Origin of the sequence: Singulisphaera acidiphila DSM 18658, from assembly GCF_000242455.2 — a bacterium.
Lineage (GTDB): Bacteria > Planctomycetota > Planctomycetia > Isosphaerales > Isosphaeraceae > Singulisphaera > Singulisphaera acidiphila.
In genome coordinates, this window is record NC_019892.1 from 2,710,467 (window position 1) to 2,728,008 (window position 17,542).

Sequence of the window (17,542 nt, forward strand, 5' to 3'; positions counted from 1 at the left end):
GAGTCGATCCGAGAGGATCAGCCATGTCGAGCAAGGAAACCCAAGAGTGGGTCTCAGGCGTGCATGCGGGAAAGCGACTCGCCTGCACACCGCGACAGCTACCGAAGCTTGCGGCCAAGGGGCTCATCACGGTCCGCCGAATCCCAGGGTGCGCCCCCCGCTACCTACTCGCCGATGTCGATCGGCTCGCCAGCCAGGCAACCCAGCTGGCTCAGAGTCTCGCCTCCCAAGTGAACGGTGGCCCGACCCAAGAGATAACCCATGGCGACGCTTAACACCCCGCGACGCAAGCTGAAGCCTCTGGTAACAGACCTTGATGGCTTGGCAACCCTGCTCAACACCGATCGAAACGGTGTGCTCAAAGCGCTCCACGCCGGGGAACTGCCTACCCCACGTGTCGTGTGTGGCATCGAGGTCTGGCTAATTGCCGAGATCAAGGCTTGGCTCGCGGCCGGCTCCCCGGATCGTGCCACATGGGAGTTGCGAAAGACCGCGCCCAAGGCCAAGCGAACCAGGAAGATGATTCCGAAGCAATCCACCTTCCGCTTCAACAACTTCCAGGTCCCCCGCGCCGGCAAGGGCGTCTATTCGTGGGCTCGCGAGATGGAAAAGGCGTTCCAGACCCGCCTCATCCCAGGGATGATGCGCGACGGCGAAGAGTTGGGTTGGGGCAAGATCTTCAACGCGTGGGACCAGCAGCAAGTTGACCTCATCTGTATGCGGGCCATCGAGCACCTCACCGGCCTGCCGAACTACGGCGGGCAGTTCGGCCATCTGTTCGAGGCCCGGGACGGCGAGCCGCCTTGGTAGCCAGGACGTGCCACCGATCGCTCAACGCATAAGCATTGCTCCATTGCCAGTTTGGCAATTTTGCGGCCACGTCAATTTTTGGACCGATTCGAGCCCCAAAAACCTCTCTGAAAAGTGATGCGCCGAGTGACGTGTCGGCGTGCAAGAGGTCGCGTACGTGGCATGGACGTTGATTTCTCAGTCTGAAAATCCCCGCTTGCTTATGCATTCCGCAGCCAGCCTGGCTCGTCCAAGCGACGATGAGGGGAGTCTGACCCGACGTATCCAATCCGGAAACTCGGCAAATCGGCCATTTTCGGAGAAATCGAGAAATCGTAACAAAATGGTTGGGCATCTATATTCGGCCACCAACGGAGGGACCGGCACGCAGCCGCTCGCTCTCGCGGATCGACTCACCGAAGGGAACCGACATGGCTACCGATTCGACCCCTGTTCAGTTTGTCTCAGCTGCCAGGGCCTCACGTGTCCTCGGCTGCAACGTGAAGCAGGTGCCGAAACTTGCCGCCGAAGGCTTCATCACCGTCCGCGGTGTTCCAGGGAGTGCCCCTCGATATCTCATGGCGGATGTGGAACGGCTCGCCCGCCAATGGACCGTGCCTGCCACAGTTCATGTCGTCGAAGAGCCCGTTACCTCTTCGACCTGCGCCCGAACCGCGAACTTTACTCGTGCTACTCATGCCGTGGACTCGACCGAACCGCCCCCATCGAGAGAACACAATGTCAGCTAAACCAGCCGTGACCGACATCGCAAACGATCCTTACTGGGTCAATCTGGAAGTCGCCGGAAGTCTTCACGACGGATTCGACGGACGCACACCCGTCCCGAGGGTCTTCGATCCCGGCGGTGAAGCCCCCCAGGATCTCTCCAACGACGCGATTCAGAATGAAGACCGTCCGCCATCGCCAACTCCCAAGCCCCATAAGAAAAAGGAGCCCGCGCTTCGGCTCCCCGGTAGCGCTGATGACATGACCGACGAATGGCACGCGCGACGGTTCGTCGATTTGTACGGAGATAGACTGCGTTACTGCCAGGCATGGGGAAAGTGGATGGAGTACGACGGTCGGCGGTGGCGAAATGATCAGACACTTGCCTCTCAGCGGCTGGCGAGAGAATCCGTCCAGGCACTACGCCAGCACGTCGACAAGAACCGGAAGAGTTCTGAACGGGATGGGTACGTCGGCGCGGTTCGACGAGCGGAGTCTGTTAGGTCGATCATCGCAATGCTAAGGCTTGCTCAATCCGATGAGCGGATCGTCGTCCAGCCGGAAGACTTCGACCGCGACGACTACGTGCTCAACTGTCTGAACGGGACCATCGACTTGAGGACCGGAATGTTGTCTCCCCACAATCCGGCCGACCGTTTAACGAAACTCGCCCCGGTCAGCTTCGTGCCCACCGCGACCTGTCCTGTCTGGGATAGCTTTCTCCATCGAATCATGGCAGGGGACCAAGAATCGATCGATTACCTTCAGCGAGCGGCGGGCTACGCGCTGACAGGCGACGTAAGTGGCCAGTGCCTTTTCCTGCTCTACGGGCAGGGCAGGAACGGGAAGACGGTGTTGCTGAACGCCTTGCTGCACGTCCTTGGGGACTACGGCATGACCGCTCCCAATCACCTCCTTACCTCGGCTGGCCGACAACAGCATTCGTCCGGCTTGGCTGACTTGGATGGCATGCGACTCGTGGCGATCAGCGAACCCGATGGAGGACGTTTCGACGAAGCCCTCGTGAAGTGGCTGACAGGAGGAGACGCGATTCGCGCCCACCGCATGCACTGCGACTCTTATGAGTTCAGCCCATCGCACAAGTTCTTTATGTCTTCCAACCACAAACCTGAAGTTCGGGAGTCGGGCGTGGCGATCTGGCGGCGTATCAGGCTCATCCTTTTCTCCGTCACGATTCCGCCGAACGAAGAAGACAGGACTTTGCCTGAGAAGCTACGCGGCGAGGCATCAGGAATCCTAAGTTGGATGGTCCGTGGATGTCAGCAGTGGCTGACTATGGATCTCTCCGCTCCGGACAAGGTCCGCCAAGCCACGATGGATTACCGAGAGGAGATGGATCCTATCGGCGACTTCATTGCAGCACGGTGCGTCAAGGGGCCAGGCGAGCGAGCGACGACTCTCACGCTCCATAACGCCTACCAGGACTGGTGTTCCCAGACTAAGGTTGACCACGCTTGTCGCATTTCCAGCAAGGAATTTGCCACTCGCCTCGAACAAAAGGGATTCGTCAGCAAGAAAACAGGTGGAGTGATGGTCCGACTCGGCATCGCCCTGAAACCAGACAATGAGGCCAGCGAACGATCAACGGCATGAATTCCCCCTGGATTCACCGGCGATTATTAATGAATTGCCACGTTTCGATGGGATCCTTTCGACGGACCGGAAAGGTCCTCACATGGCAAAAACATGGGTGAACAGGGCGGACGTGTTGGGAAAAGGCTTTGGAGGGGAGGAGCAAGGGAGTACTTTTCGCAAATCTCCCCTCTCGCAACCTCTTTCCTGTCATTGCTTTATTCCAAAAAGGGAGAGTAGGGATAATTTTTTCAATTACTCAAATCCAGGAGAAAAACAATAGAGCATATATCACCTTGCAAAAAAGATCCCCAACCTCCCTTGGGCTACGGCAAGCGGCCTCTGCGTGGCTTTTGCGAGTCCACGACGTGGCATTTGCATGTCGGGGCGTGTCTGGATAGGGCTGACAGCCCTCCCCAGCCCGCTCCCCATTCGATCCCTCAATCTTTACCTTTCTCGTCCGCCCTGGTTTTGAACGTCCGGGCTCCCCGTGGCCTTTTGAAGCCTTCCGGCAGCTTGGCGTGCAAGCGGACATCCAATCTCTCATGAACACCCCTGAGAGTCAGCCAGGGGCCTTCCTCGTCGTCCTGAGTCCAGGCTCACCCTTCCGGTTTTCAACCCGACCCCGTTACCTATAGGTATCGCTGCCATGCACCTCGATTTGCCACCCGACCTCGTGACGTTTCTCACGGGTCTTCAGACTACGATGAACGATCTGAAGACCGAGGTATCCGCGATCCATTCACATCTCCAAGCGATCCCTGCCGCTCCGGTCCCAGCCCGCCAATCGTACAGCGTGGATGAGATAGCCACGCTCCTCAATAAACGGCCGTATACCGTTCGCGAGTGGTGTCGTCACGGGCAGATCAACGCGACGAAACGGGCCGAGCGCAGAGGCGGAACGGCCCTCTGGTCGATCTCCGCTGACGAGTTGGCCCGTTACAATAACGAGGGGCTTCTCCCAATCCATCCCGACCGCAACAACCGCAACTGACTCGCCGACTCGGCCCACGACGAGGAAGGGCAGGGGATTCCCAACGAACACTCTGCCCCGCTCCTCTCGTGATCCTGGCTACAGGATGCCGATGTCCTCCTGCTGATCTTCCGGGCGGAGGTGCTGGTAGCGCCATCGTATGTCGGTGCTGTGGCCCATCCAGCGGTCGATTTTCCTCTGATCCTTGTTCGCTGCCGCGAGGTTCGATGCGAAGCTGTGGCGTAGGACGTGGAACCCTCTCACGACCTCCCACTTGCTTCCCTTGATCGCTTGGTTGAGATGGTACGTTGCCGTGTCCCAGGACACTTCCTCGCGGTCCGCTCGACAAAACGCGAACTGCCCCCCCGGGTGATCGGCGAACCAAGCGGTCGCCACCTCGGCGAGTTTGGAATGGATCGGGACATCCCGGTAGGTGAACATCTTTTTCTTGTCGCGCTTCTTCTGCCGAATCTTCACCGTCTTGTCGTCGAACCTCCAATCGGAGATCCGGCTACGGCAAAGTTCCGAGCGTCGAGCCCCGGTGTACGCTGCCATGCAGACCATCGGGTAGAGGTAGGTCGGTCCCCCCGCCTGGCGGACATGTTCGAGGAACTCTCGAACTTCGTCCCGGTCGAGCCAAAGACAATCCCACAACTCCTTCGTCTCGGCTTCGGTCAACCCTCCGCGCGCGATCTCCCGTTCGATCTGGGGCCACGACATGAATGGGTTCTTTTCCTTTGCCTTGGGGAAGCTCAACTCCCTTAGAGCGTGTTATGAACTGTAGTCCACTGGCGATCGTAGTTTAGGGTATGATCACTCACAAGCCCTATCCCAGCGATGTCAGCGACGCCGAATGGGAGTTCGTCCTTCCCTACCTCTGCCTACTGCCTGAAGAGGCCGGTCAGCGCGTCCACAACCTCCGCGACGTCTTCGACGCCCTGCGATGGCTAGTCCGCAGCGGCGCCCCATGGCGATACTTGCCCAACGACTTTCCCCCTTGGCAGATGGTCTACCAACAGACCCGCCGCTGGCTCGCCGCCGGTTGCTTCGAGGCGATCGTCCACGACCTTCGCGCCGTGCTCCGATTCGCCGACGGTCGAGGCCCCGAACCGACCGGCGCCGTCCTCGACAGCCGGACGATTCAGTCCACTCCCGAGAGCGGCCACCGCGCCGGCTACGACGGTTATAAGCGGCGCAAAGGCTCGAAGGTCCATGCCGCCGTTGATACGCTGGGGAATCTGCTGGCTTTGCATGTCACCGCGGCCAATGAGCAAGACCGGGCCCAAGTCGGCCGGCTGGCCGAGGCGATCCAGGAGGCGACGGGAGAGTCGGTCGAATTGGCGTACGTCGATCAAGGTTACACTGGTGAGGAGCCTGCGGCTGCGGCGGCCGAACACGGGATCCGGCTGGAAGTCGTCAAATTGGCCGAGGCGAAGCGGGGCTTCGTCCTGCTGCCGCGACGGTGGGTCGTCGAACGGTCGTTCGGCTGGGCGGCGCGATTCCGCCGCTTGGCGAAGGACTACGAGCGTCTCGCCGAGACACTCGTCGGGTTGCACTACGTCGCATTCAGCCTGCTCATGCTCCAGAAGGCCGCTCCGCTATTCGTGTGGAGTTCATAACACGCTCTAAGACGAATGTGGGCGGGGTTACGTCCTGGCACCGTGTAGCTATCCAGGACCACGCTTGACGGAGCGTCTTCAACTCCTTCGCGATCGTCTCGCGTTGAATCGGCTTACCCCGATAACGTTGTTTCACGCGACGTGAAACATATTCCTGAGCAGCGGCCTTATCGAATGCCTTGACCGACTTGAGGGGGAAGACTTCGAGCAGCCGGCGGAAGTGAATTTCCTGCATCTTCCGAGTGGACGCCTCCAGGTGGGGAGGCGAATCGGTGCGATAGCGCTCGAATAAGTCAGCCAGAGTCACCGCTTCTGGCGATGCCGCCTGGGTCGTGTTCTGGACGACAGTTCCGCCAGAGACGATGAACGTCACGATGTTGGCGTCGGGGGGCAAGGCGAGCCTGCCACGCTCCAAGTCGGCGATCGTCTGGTCGATCGTCTCGCACAGGGCGTCAGCGGCGCGGGCGGATTTGACTTTTACGGTGCGGTTGCACTGACGCCCACCGTAGCGAAAGAAGACGCGGGCCTTGCCGGTCTTCGGGTCGTAGGTCGAGGAGGCCATGTCGAATTCCGGACCGAGAATCGGGATCGCCACATCCCCATCCTAGGTCAACACGAAACCCACGCTGTTTCAGGATTGTTTCATCCTGGCAGCGTGGGTTTCAGTGAGGATCGACTTAACTAGTGCCGGAGACAGGACTTGAACCTGCACGAGCATGGTTAGCTCACTAGCCCCTCAAGCTAGCGCGTCTGCCAATTCCGCCACTCCGGCGTTTCTCTTTAGTGCTAAGCACCAGCGAGAGTCGTATCTTATCCGGGAATCGCTCCCAGTCAATAGGCTGGTGTCAGGTTGAGGCGAGATTTCTAGAATGAGTGGGAGATCAGGGGGCACTCCGGAGTCTTTCGAGCGACAAGCCGGGGAGTTGGAGTAACAGGGCTTGGGCCATCGTTTCGAGTCGTCGAACCAGTTGAGGTGCAGCTTCGAGTTGGCTGTGGGCGGCACGTTCTTCGAGGTCGGATGCCGCGTTTCCAGCAGGCGTCGAGAATGTGGACAATAGGCCGGCAAGTTTGTGAGCGGCCTCACGGAGCTGCGCTGCGTTGTGATCATTGAGGGCGGTACGCACGGCGATCAACCGAGCGGGGGCGTACGTTTGAAAGTCTTCGCAGAGCTCACGCAGGCCCGTTTCGTCGTCACCGCAAGCGGCCAGGAGGGTCGACGCGGTCAAGAGTTGGTGGTGCGGGTCGTCTCCACAGGTTGGCTCTCGCTGGAAAGGACTGGGGCGGGAGTGAACCAGTCCTTCGATCACCGCGAGCAGCTCGGTCGTGCGGATCGGCTTGGCGAGATAGTCGTCCATCCCGGCTGCGAGGCAACGGGCGCGGTCTTCCGGCTGTGACCGCGCAGTGAGGGCGACCACGGGCAGGTGGCCGCCCAAGGACTTCTCTTGTTGCCGGATCGCCGTCACAACGGCATAGCCGTCGAGCTTTGGCATGTGGAGGTCGAGAAGTAAGAGGTCGAACTCTTTTGCCAGGGGAGAACTGGAGAGGCCGCCATCGGCTGCGGTTCGCTCCCGCTCGGCGTTCCATTTCGGAGCCAATCGCGCCGGTGACCACTCGTTCAGGCCGAGCAAGGCCAGTGCTTGCTGGCCATCTTCCGCAACCTGCACCAGATGGCCTCTCCTGGTCAGCAACCGCTCGACGAGCCGGGTGTTGAACTCGTTGTCTTCGGCGAGAAGAATGCGCAACGGCCTCGAATGCGGTATTGGCAACGCCGACGGGTCCAAGAACGGCGGGACGTCATCAATGGCTCGATCCATGACGCGCTGAATCGTCTCCAGCAACTCGTGCTGTTGGATAGGCTTGAGGAGTTGGGCGTCGACCTGCAACTCCCGGAGCCGACGTTCCTCGCCGGGGATTTTTCCCGAGGTGAGCATGATCACGCGGGTGGCGGAAAGTTCGGGTCGTTGACGGATCATCGCCGCGAGGCTCAGGCCATCGGTATCAGGCATACGGGCATCGAGCAGGACCAAGGCGTACGGCCGCCCACGGACCGCACCCTGGCGAAGGGCATCCAGGGCTGCCAGGCCATTGCTCATCGCGGTGGGAGCCATCAGCCATTCGAGGAGCCACTCCTCGAGGATTCGGCGGTTCGTGGCGTTGTCATCCACGATGAGTACGGGGAGGTGATGAAGCCAGGCTGGCGGTTGGTCGTCGGGGAGCTCGGTCCGGTGCGGCTGTCGCTGGAATCGGACATGGAACACGAACTGGCTTCCTCGGTCCGGTTTGCTCTCTACCTCGATCGTTCCGCTCATCAGGGCGACTAACCTGGCGGCAATGGTCAGGCCTAGACCGGTCCCGCCGTATTTCCGGGTGGTTGACGTATTCGCTTGCTCGAATGCCAGGAAAATTTTTTCCTGGTGATCGGCGGGGATGCCAATGCCGGTGTCGCGCACCGCGACACGGAGGGATACCTCATTGCGAGCCCCGACGACCTCGGCCGCGCTCACTTCCACGATGACCTCGCCCACCTCCGTGAACTTGATGGCGTTGCCCACGAGGTTGAGCAACACCTGCTTGAGCCGACCCACATCGCCGATGAGCGCATCGGGGACGCTGAGGGCCACCTGGCCGACTAATTCCAAACCCTTCCGATGGGCTCGAAGGGCGAGGAGTCGCATGGTGTCACTGAGCGCGGAGCGGAGCGAGAAAGGGGTCGAGGCAATCTCCAGCTTGCCCGCTTCGAGCTTGGAAAAGTCGAGCAAGTCATCAATAACCCCAAGGAGGTTGGCGGCCGCGGACATCGCCGTCTGTAGGCAATCCCGCTGGTCGCCTGTGAGCGGAGTGTCGAGAGCCAATTCGGTCATGCCGATGATGGCGTTCAAGGGGGTGCGGATCTCATGGCTGACGTTGGCCAAAAACTCGTCCTTGGCCCGGTTGGCCGATTCCGCGGTCTCCTTGGCCCGTCGCAACTCGGCTTCGAGACGTTCTCGCTCGGAGACGTACTGAAGCGCCGCGTCCGTCCCCGTCCATGACTGTGCTTCCCAGAAGGAGCGGCCGGCTATGTCCTCCTGTTTCAGGCTTCCGCAATCAAGAGTGCCGGGCTTCGCCTCAATCCCCCTTTCGTCGAGGGCAAGCGAATCCGAAGGCAGGAACACGCGATTCAACGAGGCCTGAAACCGGTGCTCGCTTTGTCGCAACGACTCCTCGGTAGGATGTCTCCGGAGCATCAGCGAGGCCTGATCGGCTCCGACGCTGAGGAGGAGATGATTGTCCTGGCTCGGGAACCCAGCCTGACTTGAGCCAGCGGCCAGGACACCAACGTCGCCGTCAACGCCCAGCGGGATCACAACGAGGCGCGTCTCGCCACTTCCCAGCGGATTAGGAACCGGTCGGGCCGGGTCGGCCTGAGCAAACGCGAACCGAAGGGGCAGGATCTGGCCGATCTGCCGCGTCTGTTCCTCTGAAGAGGGCCCTTGGAGGGTTCGGATAACCTCCCGCTCAGCCCCATCCGCCTGATCTCGGTAGCGAAGATAGATGAAGTCAGGACGGATCCGTTGTAAGAGAACGTCCGCCAGGCTTTCGGCGACCTGAAGGGGAGAACCGCCTATCCAGGACGCGGGGAGCGCTGCGAGCGCGGCCAGGTCCCGCAAGGTGTGGCGAATTGACCGGACGTCCTCAATGGGATTCTCCATGGCTCAAGGCCTTTTCAACCCGCTCGCTCGCTGCCGGACGAAACTCGCGTTCGCAACTCGTGACGGGAGTCGTCGTGAGGAACACCGAACGGGTCATCTTGGAGAGCTCCACCGATGAGAACCGCCGGGTGCGTTCGATGAATGTCCACGATCATCAGGGGGGGCTAAACCGACTTACATCGTCCCTGAACGCGCACGGTGTCGTCATTCTTCCGAAACAGTTCGGATTCACTTGGGGCTCGTGCTCCATCATGCCATGGAACCCGGGCCGAGACACAGTATAATCAAAGGGAATTCAGGCACGAGTACAACTTACGCTTCCAGATCGTGCAGAAGACCCAAGAAAATACGATATTATCAAATTGCCGTTTACAGCATGGACTTCTGCTTGGAGGCAACAATGCTGTTTGGTGCTCACGCCATCTATGAGGATTACGATTTGGTAGAGGTCTGAGTTATTATTCCCGGTACATCTCACGAAGGCCCTTCGTGTGGTTGTTTTGGAGTCGATTAACCATGGCAAAGACAAACCGCGTGCCGGACCGGCGAATGGGGCGGTGACGCCCATAAGGCCGACTCTGGAAAGCAAGTTGTTCCAAAGGCTTGTGGCATGTTGCGAGCCTCCTTTCGGATTAGGTTCAGGCTCGAGAATGGGGCACTGGGCGGAGACACTTTGTCGCCTCGATTCGGTGAAGTCGACATTTTTGTCTCGCCTATCAACGACCGTTTTGCAAGTCCCCCCTTTCTACTTCTTTTCCGACTTTGGTGGTGCCCTCACTTGGCGCGACGTGATGTAGCCCTGAGAATAACGCGCATAGGGACGATGCACCCAATTCGCCGAGAGTGGCGTCATGGCCCGTCTATTACTGATCGATGATGAGCCGGCTCTGGTGCCGACGCAGGTCCGCCAGGCGTTCCCGGCCTCCGAACACCATGTCGAGGTGGCGCGCACCGGGGCGGATGGGTTGGCCCGCATCCATGCCAGGCCGCCTGATGTCGTGCTCCTCGACCTGAGACTGCCCGACCAGTCCGGCCTCGAGGTGTTTCAAGAGATTCGTCGAATCGATGCACGCATCCCTGTAATTTTCATCACCGCCGCCAGAACGGCGGACGCAGCGATCGAGGCGATGCAGCAGGGCGCGTATGATTACCTTTTCAAGCCACTTGACCTGCGCCAGTTGCAGCGGGTGGTCAGTGAAGCGCTCGAGGTTTCGCGGCGGATGCGCGAGCCGGCCTTAGTCAACGAGGCGGCTGCCGACCCCGACATCGACGATGCCATCATTGGCGGTTGCCCGGCGATGCGCGAGGTCTACAAGGCCATCGGACGTGTTGCAGCCCAGGATGTTCCCGTCCTGATCACGGGTGAGAGTGGGACCGGCAAGGAATTGGTGGCTCTCGCGATCTATCAGCATGGTCCGCGCGCCAAGGCCCCCTTCCTGGCCCTCAACTGCGCCGCGATCCCGGAGAATCTGCTCGAGAGCGAACTGTTTGGTCACGAGAAAGGGGCGTTCACCGGGGCGGACCGCCGACGGATCGGCAAGTTCGAGCAGTGCTCCGGGGGTACGATCTTCCTAGACGAGGTGGGTGACATGCCGTTGGCCCTTCAGGCCAAAGTGCTTCGGCTGATGCAGGATCAGTCGTTTGAACGTGTCGGCGGCAGTGAGACGGTGCGGACCGATGTCCGTTTAATCGCGGCCACTCACCGCGACCTGAAAGCCTACTGTGAGGAGTCGAAGTTCCGGCCGGACCTTTATTACCGCCTGGGCGTTTTCACCATTCATCTACCGGCCCTGCGCGAGCGGGGCGACGACTTGCCAATGCTGGTGATGCTCTACGTGCGCCGTTTCAGCCGCGAGCTGGGCCGTGAGGTTCGGGAGGTCGACCCCGAAGCGATGGAGCGTTTGTGCGACTACACTTGGCCAGGGAATGTGAGAGAGTTGCAGAGCGTTCTCAAGCAGGCCTTGCTACGGGCGAGTGGGACCGTCTTGCTCTCGGCGTTCTTGCCGACCGACCTGATTCCCAACGTTCGCGTCATGAACACGCCCGTGGGAGCGAACCGGCATCGGCCGGGTGTCACGCTGTCGGAATTAGAGCGGGAGGCGATTCAGGATTGCTTGATCCGGACGGGGGGCAACCGACAACGGACCGCGGACCTTTTGGGGATCAGCACGCGCACCCTGTTACGGAAGATCCGCACGTATGGAATGGAAGATCCGCTCCGCCCTAGCCCAATTGACCAGGACTTGCTTTTTTGAACAAGATTACCGTTATTGCCCCGCGAACCTTCCTCCCCGGTTGAACGAGACCTGGCTCAATTCTTACCGACAGCGGGCCTGGTCTCACGGTGATCGTTGTTGAGGCCCCTTGGATTTTGCCTCAGCCGCGATCAACGCTTTGATCAATAGTCGAAACGATTCACCTTTCAAAAAATGGGCGAAATTCCCCCGTCTGTCTGGGGGCATTCCGCCCGTGCCCCGCCGCTTCCCTACTCAAATCCTGTTGATATCGGGCGATCCCGGGCTTGGCATCAATCGTGCGTTGGATCCAGAACGAGCTTTGCTCGTGAACAACCTCGGTCAAAGGGGGCGTTCACTGCGTTAGCGTCCGCGACGCATTGGATCGAAGATTGCCTACCTTTATTACAGAGGATGATGATGGATTGGCGTAACCGCATCGGACTCTATGGTTCCTATTTTTTTGGCATGGCCGCCATTGGATTCACCTTGCCTTACCTGCCGCTCTATCTCAGCCAGAAGGGGCTGTCGGATCGGTCCATTGGGGTTGTCTCGACCTTGGCGGCATTGTCGGGTCTGGCCCAGTTTCCGATTGGCATCTGGTCCGACCGAATCGGATGGCGTAAACCATTCTTAATCGCCGCGCTGGCGGTGGTGGCACTGGCGACGATCCTCCTGCGGAGTGCTCAGGATGTGATCTGGCTGGGGTTCTTGGTCGTCCTGTTCGCCGAGAACGGCATCAGCCGCGCGGTGGTCGAAAGCCTCTCGGGCGCCGAGGCCGCAGCGCTTGCCCCCAAAGGAGGAGTCGGAGCGGCCTTGGGGGTTCTGAGGTTCTGGAAGCCCATCGGCATCGTGATCATGGCCCTGGTGGGGAGTTGGATGTCTGAGCGGTCCGGCGTTGCGTCGATCTTGACTCCGATCGCCATACTTCAGGGCTTGGCGGTTGCCGCAGCCCTTTTGATCCATGAGACGGGAGAGGGAAAGACGTCGGGAGATCAGGGACGGACGGAGGAGGGCAACCGGGAGCCAGCTTGGGATCGCGAACGGACCGCCGCAAAGGGGTGGATCCCCAAAGATAGGGGACTCTGGGCTTTCGTGGCCGCGATGATTCTGTACCATGCCGCCAACGCGCCAGGCGGCGTCTATCTGGGGCTGTTCCTGAAACGCGACTTGCAGGCGCCGGATCGAATGCTCGCGTACGCATTTGTCGTGAGCATGGTCGCCTGGATGCTCGTCGTCTGGCCGGCCGGGTGGTTGGCGGATCGCTGGGGCCGCAGACCGCTGTTGGTCGTGGGTTGGACGATCATGGCGTTACGGCTCGCGTTGGTGGCCTTGGTTCGAAGCCCTGGGTTGGCGGTGGCGAATCAGGCGCTGGATGGCTTGGGCAATGGCTTATTTGCCGTGGTTGCGGCCGCCTGGATGACGGACCGACTGGCCGACCCTCGTCGCGCGGGTGAAGCGCAGGTGATCGTCGGATCATGCCTGGTGTTGGGGTCGGCAATCGGCCCCGCAGTCTCCGGTTTTCTGGTGGAACCGCTCGGATTTCGCGGCCTGTTCGCGGTACTCGCGGGAGTTGGTGCGGTCGCGACCTCGATTGTCGTGGCGTTCGTCCCGGAGACCACTCCTCGGCACGTCAAGGCTCACGATCGAGGGGGACTCAACCCGAGGGCCGCAGCCTCAGACCTTGCACCGTCACCCTGAGACCACGGAATGAGGATCGAGTCGCTTGCCCGCTCAATTGGGATGGTCGATAACGTTGAGGAAGGATTGCTCGTGACGATGCAAACGGCCTCGATTCCCGTAGTTTCAACACTCTTCGGCCTGACCTACCTGGCGCTCGCCCTTGGCAAGATTCCCGGGCTCCGGATTGACCGGGCCGGGATCGCCCTGGTTGGGGCGGCGGCCATGCTCGCCTGCGGCGCGATCTCGATGCCGGACGCCGCCAAGGCGGTTGACTACGAAACGATCGTCCTTCTGTTCGGCATGATGGTCATCGTCGCCTCCTTGCGGATGGCGGGGTTCTTCGCCCTGGCAACGGAGTGGATCGACGCCCGTTTTTCCGGACCGTTTGCCCTCCTCGCGGTGACGATCGCCCTCTCCGGTCTCCTCTCGGCTTTCTTGGTCAATGACGTCGTTTGCGTCGCGCTCACTCCCCTCGTCCTTCAGCTCTGCCAGCGGTTGAAGCGACCGCCGATCCCCTATCTTATCGGCCTGGCGACGGCCTCGAATGTCGGCTCGGTCGCTACGATTACGGGGAACCCGCAGAACATCATCATCGGCTCGCTTTCGCAAATTTCCTATCTACGATTCGCTGTCCGGCTGGCCCCGGTCGCTGCGATCGGCTTGATCTTGAACTTCGTGGTGGTCGCGTGGGTTTATCGCAAGGTGCTTCGTGAATCGAAGGATTGCCCTGTCATGGTCGACGAGACTCCGAGACTCCGGATCCATCGACCCCTTTTGATCAAGGGCATCGTGGTAACTACGATGACGGTGGCCTTCTTCTTCGCGGGGAAGCCGATCCCGTTGGTGGCACTCGTTGCGGCTGCCGTTTTGATGCTCGACCGCATCCGCCCTGAGAAGCTCTATCGAGCGATCGACTGGCCGTTGCTTGTGATGTTCACCGGCCTGTTCGTCGTCGTTCACGCGTTCGAGGTGAATGTGGTTCACACCTGGGGAATTGAAGGGTGGAATGCCCTCCGCCACTCGCCGGTCGTACTCGTGAGCGGTCTATCGGTGATCCTGTCGAACCTGGTGTCAAACGTCCCCGCAGTCTTGTTGTTCAAGCCGTTGATGGAAGTCATGCCCCAGAAGGAGTTGGCCTGGCTGGCGCTCGCAATGTCGAGCACGTTGGCGGGAAACCTAACGCTGCTGGGCTCGGTCGCAAACCTGATCGTCGTCGAGAACGCCCGCCGCGCAGGCACCGAGTTGGGATTCGTGGAGTACCTCAAGGTTGGTGTGCCGCTGACGATCGTGACAACACTCGTCGGAGTCGCCTGGCTTCGTTTTATTAACTATTGAGCATGACCGCAAAGAGTGATGAGAAATGGCCTGGCGGCGAACAGGGGGGGAGTGAAGACTCATTCGACGCCAGGCCGACGGGTACGGCTCAGAGCGGTTTCCCCTCAACGGCTTCAATAGCTTGGCGGATCGGGTCGGGAACGGGGTGCGGCCGATTGGTGGCGTAGTCGAAGACGACAATCGTCGACTTTCCCTCGGCGGCGAGGGCCTGGTTCGATTGGGTGAAGAGCTCGTGCTCCATGGTGATACTGGTCCGCCCGATCCGGGTGACCTTCGCCCCGATGATCACGCTCTCAGGGTACATGATCTGCCGGCGATAATCGCAGCCAATCGACGCGAGGATCGGCCCTACCTTTGCGGCCTTCATCATCTCGGAAAGGCCGATCCGATCGAAGTAGGCGATCCGGGCGCTCTCGAACCAGCGAAAGTAGACCGTGTTGTTCACGTGGCCGAAGGCATCTTGATCACCCCATTGCACGGGCAAGGTGATGAAGATCGGGAATTTCGAGGAGAACGCTGGGTTCGAGTCCATGATCGAGGTCTACCCCAAGACATCGCGTGCGACGAAACGAAACCTCACTGCACCTTCTGCCACCTTAGCCAGAGCTCCTCGGACACGCAACGACGCGACGTACGTCCGGTTGAGCGGTTGGCCTTCGCTTGTCCTTGAAAAACTTGAGCCCATGAGCGTCGGCTTGGATTTCCCGCAGGCCGCGCCTTGCGTCTGGGCGAGGACCGGACTAACTTTCTAGTCATTACTCGTTGGCCTGACGGAAGTTGACGGCCTACACCCGATGTCAATCGAGGAATGACGAATGCGAACGCCCGGCAAGTCGACGATCTGGTCTCTTCTGTTGGCAACCCTCGCGGCCGGGCTCATGACCCGACAGGTCAACGCTCAAGGTTTGGAGTACGTGAAGGCTCACTACACCAAGTTTGACTATCAAGTTCCGATGAGAGATGGCGTCACCCTTTTCACGTCGGTCTATGCCCCCAAGGATCACGACCAGAAGTATCCGATCCTCATCAATCGGACCCCTTATAGTGCGCGACCTTACGGCGTGGATCGCTATCGCCCCGATCTGGGACCTTCCGAGAGTTTCGCCAAGGAAGGGTACATCTTCGTCTACCAGGACGTCCGGGGACGCTGGATGTCCGAGGGAGACTTTGTCCACGTGCGGCCCAACGTCGCTCGGAGTGAAGGAGCCAAGGCCGTCGACGATAGCACCGACGCGTGGGACACGATCGACTGGCTGACCAAGAAGCTTGAGAACCATAACGGCCGGGTCGGAGTCTGGGGGATTTCCTATCCCGGGTATTACACCTCGGCCTCGCTCATCAACGCGCATCCCGCGCTCAAGGCGGCCTCCCCCCAAGCCCCGGTCACCGACTGGTTCGTGGGGGACGACTGGCACCACAATGGGGCCTTCTTTCTGACCCACGCCTTCAACTTCATGGCGCGCTTCGGCCGTCCCCGACCCGAGCCGACAACGAAGTTCGACTTTGTCTTCGACCACGGAACTCCGGACGCTTATGAATTCTTCCTCCGGTTGGGCCCCCTCGCCAACGCCGAGAAAAAGCATTTCAAAGGGGAGGTCTCGTTCTGGAAGGAGTTGATGGAGCACGGAACCTACGATGAGTTCTGGAAGGCCCGCAACCTCAGGCAGCACCTCAAGGAGATTCGCCCCGCAGTGCTGACCGTCGGGGGCTGGTTCGACGCGGAGAATCTCTTCGGAGCGTTGGAAACCTATCGGAGCATCGAATCCCAGTCACCCAACGCAGCCAACACGATTGTGATGGGCCCTTGGGTCCACGGTGGTTGGGCCCGTGGCACGGGTGAGTCGCTCGGATCGGTCCAGTTCAATGCGAAGACTTCCGCTTACTATCAGGAAAAGATTGAGTTCCCCTTCTTTGAGCATTACCTGAAGGACAAGGGGAAGGCCGTTCCTCCCGAGGCCTGGGTCTTCCTCACCGGAAAAAACGAGTGGAGCCAATTCAAGGCGTGGCCGCCCCAGGAAGCAAAACCCCGCTCACTCGTTCTCCTGCCCAAAGGGCGCTTGGCCGTTGTCGGTTCCGCTGACGACCAGCTCGACCAAGATTTGATGGCGCACGATGAATTCGTGAGCGATCCTGACCGGCCGGTTCCTTACATCGCCGACATCGCGCCTGAGATGAAGAAGGAGTACATGATCGCCGACCAGCGGTTTGCGTCACGGCGTCCCGACGTACTCACCTACTCGACCGAAGTCCTCGAAGAGGACCTCACCATTGTCGGTCCTATCCACGCGAAACTGCATGTTTCGACTTCGGGGACCGACTCCGACTGGATCGTCAAGCTGATCGATGTCTACCCCGACGATTTCCCCGATCCCGACAAGAATCCGACCGGAGAGCGCATGGGAGGCTATCAGCAACTGGTTCGGGGCGACGTCATCCGCGGTAAATTCCGCAACGGACTCGATCGCCCCGAGCCTTTCACTCCCGATCAACCCACGCCAGTCAACTTCACACTCCCTGACACGGGCCACACCTTCCGGCCGGGCCATCGCATCATGGTCCAGATCCAGAGCTCCTGGTTCCCGCTCGTCGACCGGAATCCCCAGAAATTCATGGACATCTACTCAGCCAAAGAGTCCGACTTCCAGAAAGCGAGTCAGAAGGTTTTTCGGTCGAAGGACCATCCCTCGCGGCTCGAAGTGCTTGTGCTTCCCTGATATTAGTAAAGCCACAAACAAGTTTTAGCTTGACGCGATGCTGTTGATTGTCGAGACAGTGCGTGTGAGTGAGGTGAATCCTGCACTTGGAGGGTGGACACGGCCCGACAGGATTCACCTCCTTTGAGACGCAAAGGCGCCGAAACCCGTCATCCCCCGACGTAAAAAGCCTGTTGGGCTGTGCCCT

At 60.0% G+C, this 17,542-nt stretch carries 13 protein-coding genes and 1 tRNA gene; 9 read left to right on the plus strand and 5 right to left on the minus strand.

Annotation, left to right across the window (positions count from 1 at the left end; translation table 11 throughout):
* Window positions 1-23 precede the first annotated feature (23 nt).
* The 4 genes from SINAC_RS10845 (at window position 24) to SINAC_RS10870 (ending at window position 4,102) form a co-directional block, all read left to right on the plus strand.
* Complete coding sequence (locus SINAC_RS10845) at window positions 24-275, plus strand: hypothetical protein (protein ID WP_015245682.1); 252 nt, start codon at window positions 24-26, stop codon at window positions 273-275.
* Window positions 262-810, plus strand: a complete 549-nt coding sequence (locus SINAC_RS10850) for a hypothetical protein (protein WP_015245683.1) — start codon at window positions 262-264, stop codon at window positions 808-810. Before SINAC_RS10845 ends, SINAC_RS10850 begins: the two co-directional genes overlap by 14 nt.
* Window positions 811-1,527: 717 nt before the next feature.
* Complete coding sequence (locus tag SINAC_RS10865) at window positions 1,528-3,129, plus strand: DNA primase family protein (protein WP_015245685.1); 1,602 nt, start codon at window positions 1,528-1,530, stop codon at window positions 3,127-3,129.
* A gap of 628 nt (window positions 3,130-3,757) precedes the next feature.
* Window positions 3,758-4,102, plus strand: coding sequence for a helix-turn-helix domain-containing protein (locus SINAC_RS10870; protein WP_015245686.1), 345 nt, complete (start codon window positions 3,758-3,760; stop codon window positions 4,100-4,102).
* 78 nt (window positions 4,103-4,180) lie between these two features.
* Here SINAC_RS10870 and SINAC_RS10875 read toward each other — a convergent pair whose 3' ends face one another.
* The gene (locus tag SINAC_RS10875) at window positions 4,181-4,801 is read right to left on the minus strand and encodes a tyrosine-type recombinase/integrase (protein ID WP_020467621.1); all 621 of its coding nucleotides are present in this window, start codon (window positions 4,799-4,801) and stop codon (window positions 4,181-4,183) included.
* 89 nt (window positions 4,802-4,890) lie between these two features.
* Here SINAC_RS10875 and SINAC_RS10880 point away from each other — a divergent pair, with 89 nt between their 5' ends.
* On the plus strand, window positions 4,891-5,700 hold the full coding sequence (locus SINAC_RS10880) for an IS5 family transposase (RefSeq protein ID WP_015245687.1): 810 nt from the start codon (window positions 4,891-4,893) through the stop codon (window positions 5,698-5,700).
* On the opposite strand, the gene SINAC_RS10885 is transcribed toward SINAC_RS10880, so the two are convergent.
* From SINAC_RS10885 to SINAC_RS10895, 3 genes are all read right to left on the minus strand, one after another.
* Entirely contained in the window at window positions 5,657-6,295 is a 639-nt protein-coding gene (locus SINAC_RS10885; protein ID WP_015245688.1) for a hypothetical protein, read from the minus strand. The two genes, SINAC_RS10880 and SINAC_RS10885, sit on opposite strands and share 44 nt — an antisense overlap.
* A gap of 90 nt (window positions 6,296-6,385) precedes the next feature.
* Window positions 6,386-6,472: transfer RNA gene (locus SINAC_RS10890), tRNA-Leu, on the minus strand.
* 109 nt (window positions 6,473-6,581) lie between these two features.
* Window positions 6,582-9,389, minus strand: coding sequence for a hybrid sensor histidine kinase/response regulator (locus SINAC_RS10895; RefSeq protein ID WP_015245689.1), 2,808 nt, complete (start codon window positions 9,387-9,389; stop codon window positions 6,582-6,584).
* Window positions 9,390-10,240: 851 nt separating this feature from the next.
* Here SINAC_RS10895 and SINAC_RS10900 point away from each other — a divergent pair.
* The 3 genes from SINAC_RS10900 to SINAC_RS10910 all read left to right on the plus strand — a co-directional run bounded on the left by SINAC_RS10900 (window position 10,241) and on the right by SINAC_RS10910 (window position 14,641).
* On the plus strand, window positions 10,241-11,644 hold the full coding sequence (locus tag SINAC_RS10900; RefSeq protein ID WP_015245690.1) for a sigma-54-dependent transcriptional regulator: 1,404 nt from the start codon (window positions 10,241-10,243) through the stop codon (window positions 11,642-11,644).
* Window positions 11,645-12,043: 399 nt separating this feature from the next.
* The gene (locus SINAC_RS10905; protein ID WP_015245691.1) at window positions 12,044-13,324 is read left to right on the plus strand and encodes an MFS transporter; all 1,281 of its coding nucleotides are present in this window, start codon (window positions 12,044-12,046) and stop codon (window positions 13,322-13,324) included.
* Window positions 13,325-13,333: 9 nt separating this feature from the next.
* A complete protein-coding gene (locus SINAC_RS10910; protein ID WP_015245692.1) occupies window positions 13,334-14,641 on the plus strand; it encodes an anion transporter in 1,308 nt (435 codons plus the stop codon).
* 88 nt (window positions 14,642-14,729) lie between these two features.
* On the opposite strand, the gene SINAC_RS10915 is transcribed toward SINAC_RS10910, so the two are convergent.
* Entirely contained in the window at window positions 14,730-15,173 is a 444-nt protein-coding gene (locus SINAC_RS10915) for an acyl-CoA thioesterase (protein WP_015245693.1), read from the minus strand.
* A 283-nt stretch (window positions 15,174-15,456) separates the two neighbouring features.
* Here SINAC_RS10915 and SINAC_RS10920 point away from each other — a divergent pair, with 283 nt between their 5' ends.
* A complete protein-coding gene (locus SINAC_RS10920; protein WP_015245694.1) occupies window positions 15,457-17,355 on the plus strand; it encodes a CocE/NonD family hydrolase in 1,899 nt (632 codons plus the stop codon).
* Window positions 17,356-17,542 lie beyond the last annotated feature (187 nt).

Bases quoted from the DNA above. Each gene is read 5' to 3' on its own strand.
- SINAC_RS10905 (WP_015245691.1), top strand. From the start codon at position 12,044: ATGGATTGGCGTAACCGCATCGGACTCTATGGTTCCTATTTTTTTGGC.
- SINAC_RS10865 (WP_015245685.1), top strand. From the start codon at position 1,528: ATGTCAGCTAAACCAGCCGTGACCGACATCGCAAACGATCCTTACTGG.
- SINAC_RS10895 (WP_015245689.1), bottom strand. From the start codon at position 9,389: ATGGAGAATCCCATTGAGGACGTCCGGTCAATTCGCCACACCTTGCGG.
- SINAC_RS10850 (WP_015245683.1), top strand. From the start codon at position 262: ATGGCGACGCTTAACACCCCGCGACGCAAGCTGAAGCCTCTGGTAACA.
- SINAC_RS10880 (WP_015245687.1), top strand. From the start codon at position 4,891: ATGATCACTCACAAGCCCTATCCCAGCGATGTCAGCGACGCCGAATGG.
- SINAC_RS10845 (WP_015245682.1), top strand. From the start codon at position 24: ATGTCGAGCAAGGAAACCCAAGAGTGGGTCTCAGGCGTGCATGCGGGA.
- SINAC_RS10875 (WP_020467621.1), bottom strand. From the start codon at position 4,801: ATGTCGTGGCCCCAGATCGAACGGGAGATCGCGCGCGGAGGGTTGACC.
- SINAC_RS10900 (WP_015245690.1), top strand. From the start codon at position 10,241: ATGGCCCGTCTATTACTGATCGATGATGAGCCGGCTCTGGTGCCGACG.
- SINAC_RS10915 (WP_015245693.1), bottom strand. From the start codon at position 15,173: ATGGACTCGAACCCAGCGTTCTCCTCGAAATTCCCGATCTTCATCACC.
- SINAC_RS10870 (WP_015245686.1), top strand. From the start codon at position 3,758: ATGCACCTCGATTTGCCACCCGACCTCGTGACGTTTCTCACGGGTCTT.
- SINAC_RS10920 (WP_015245694.1), top strand. From the start codon at position 15,457: ATGCGAACGCCCGGCAAGTCGACGATCTGGTCTCTTCTGTTGGCAACC.
- SINAC_RS10910 (WP_015245692.1), top strand. From the start codon at position 13,334: ATGAGGATCGAGTCGCTTGCCCGCTCAATTGGGATGGTCGATAACGTT.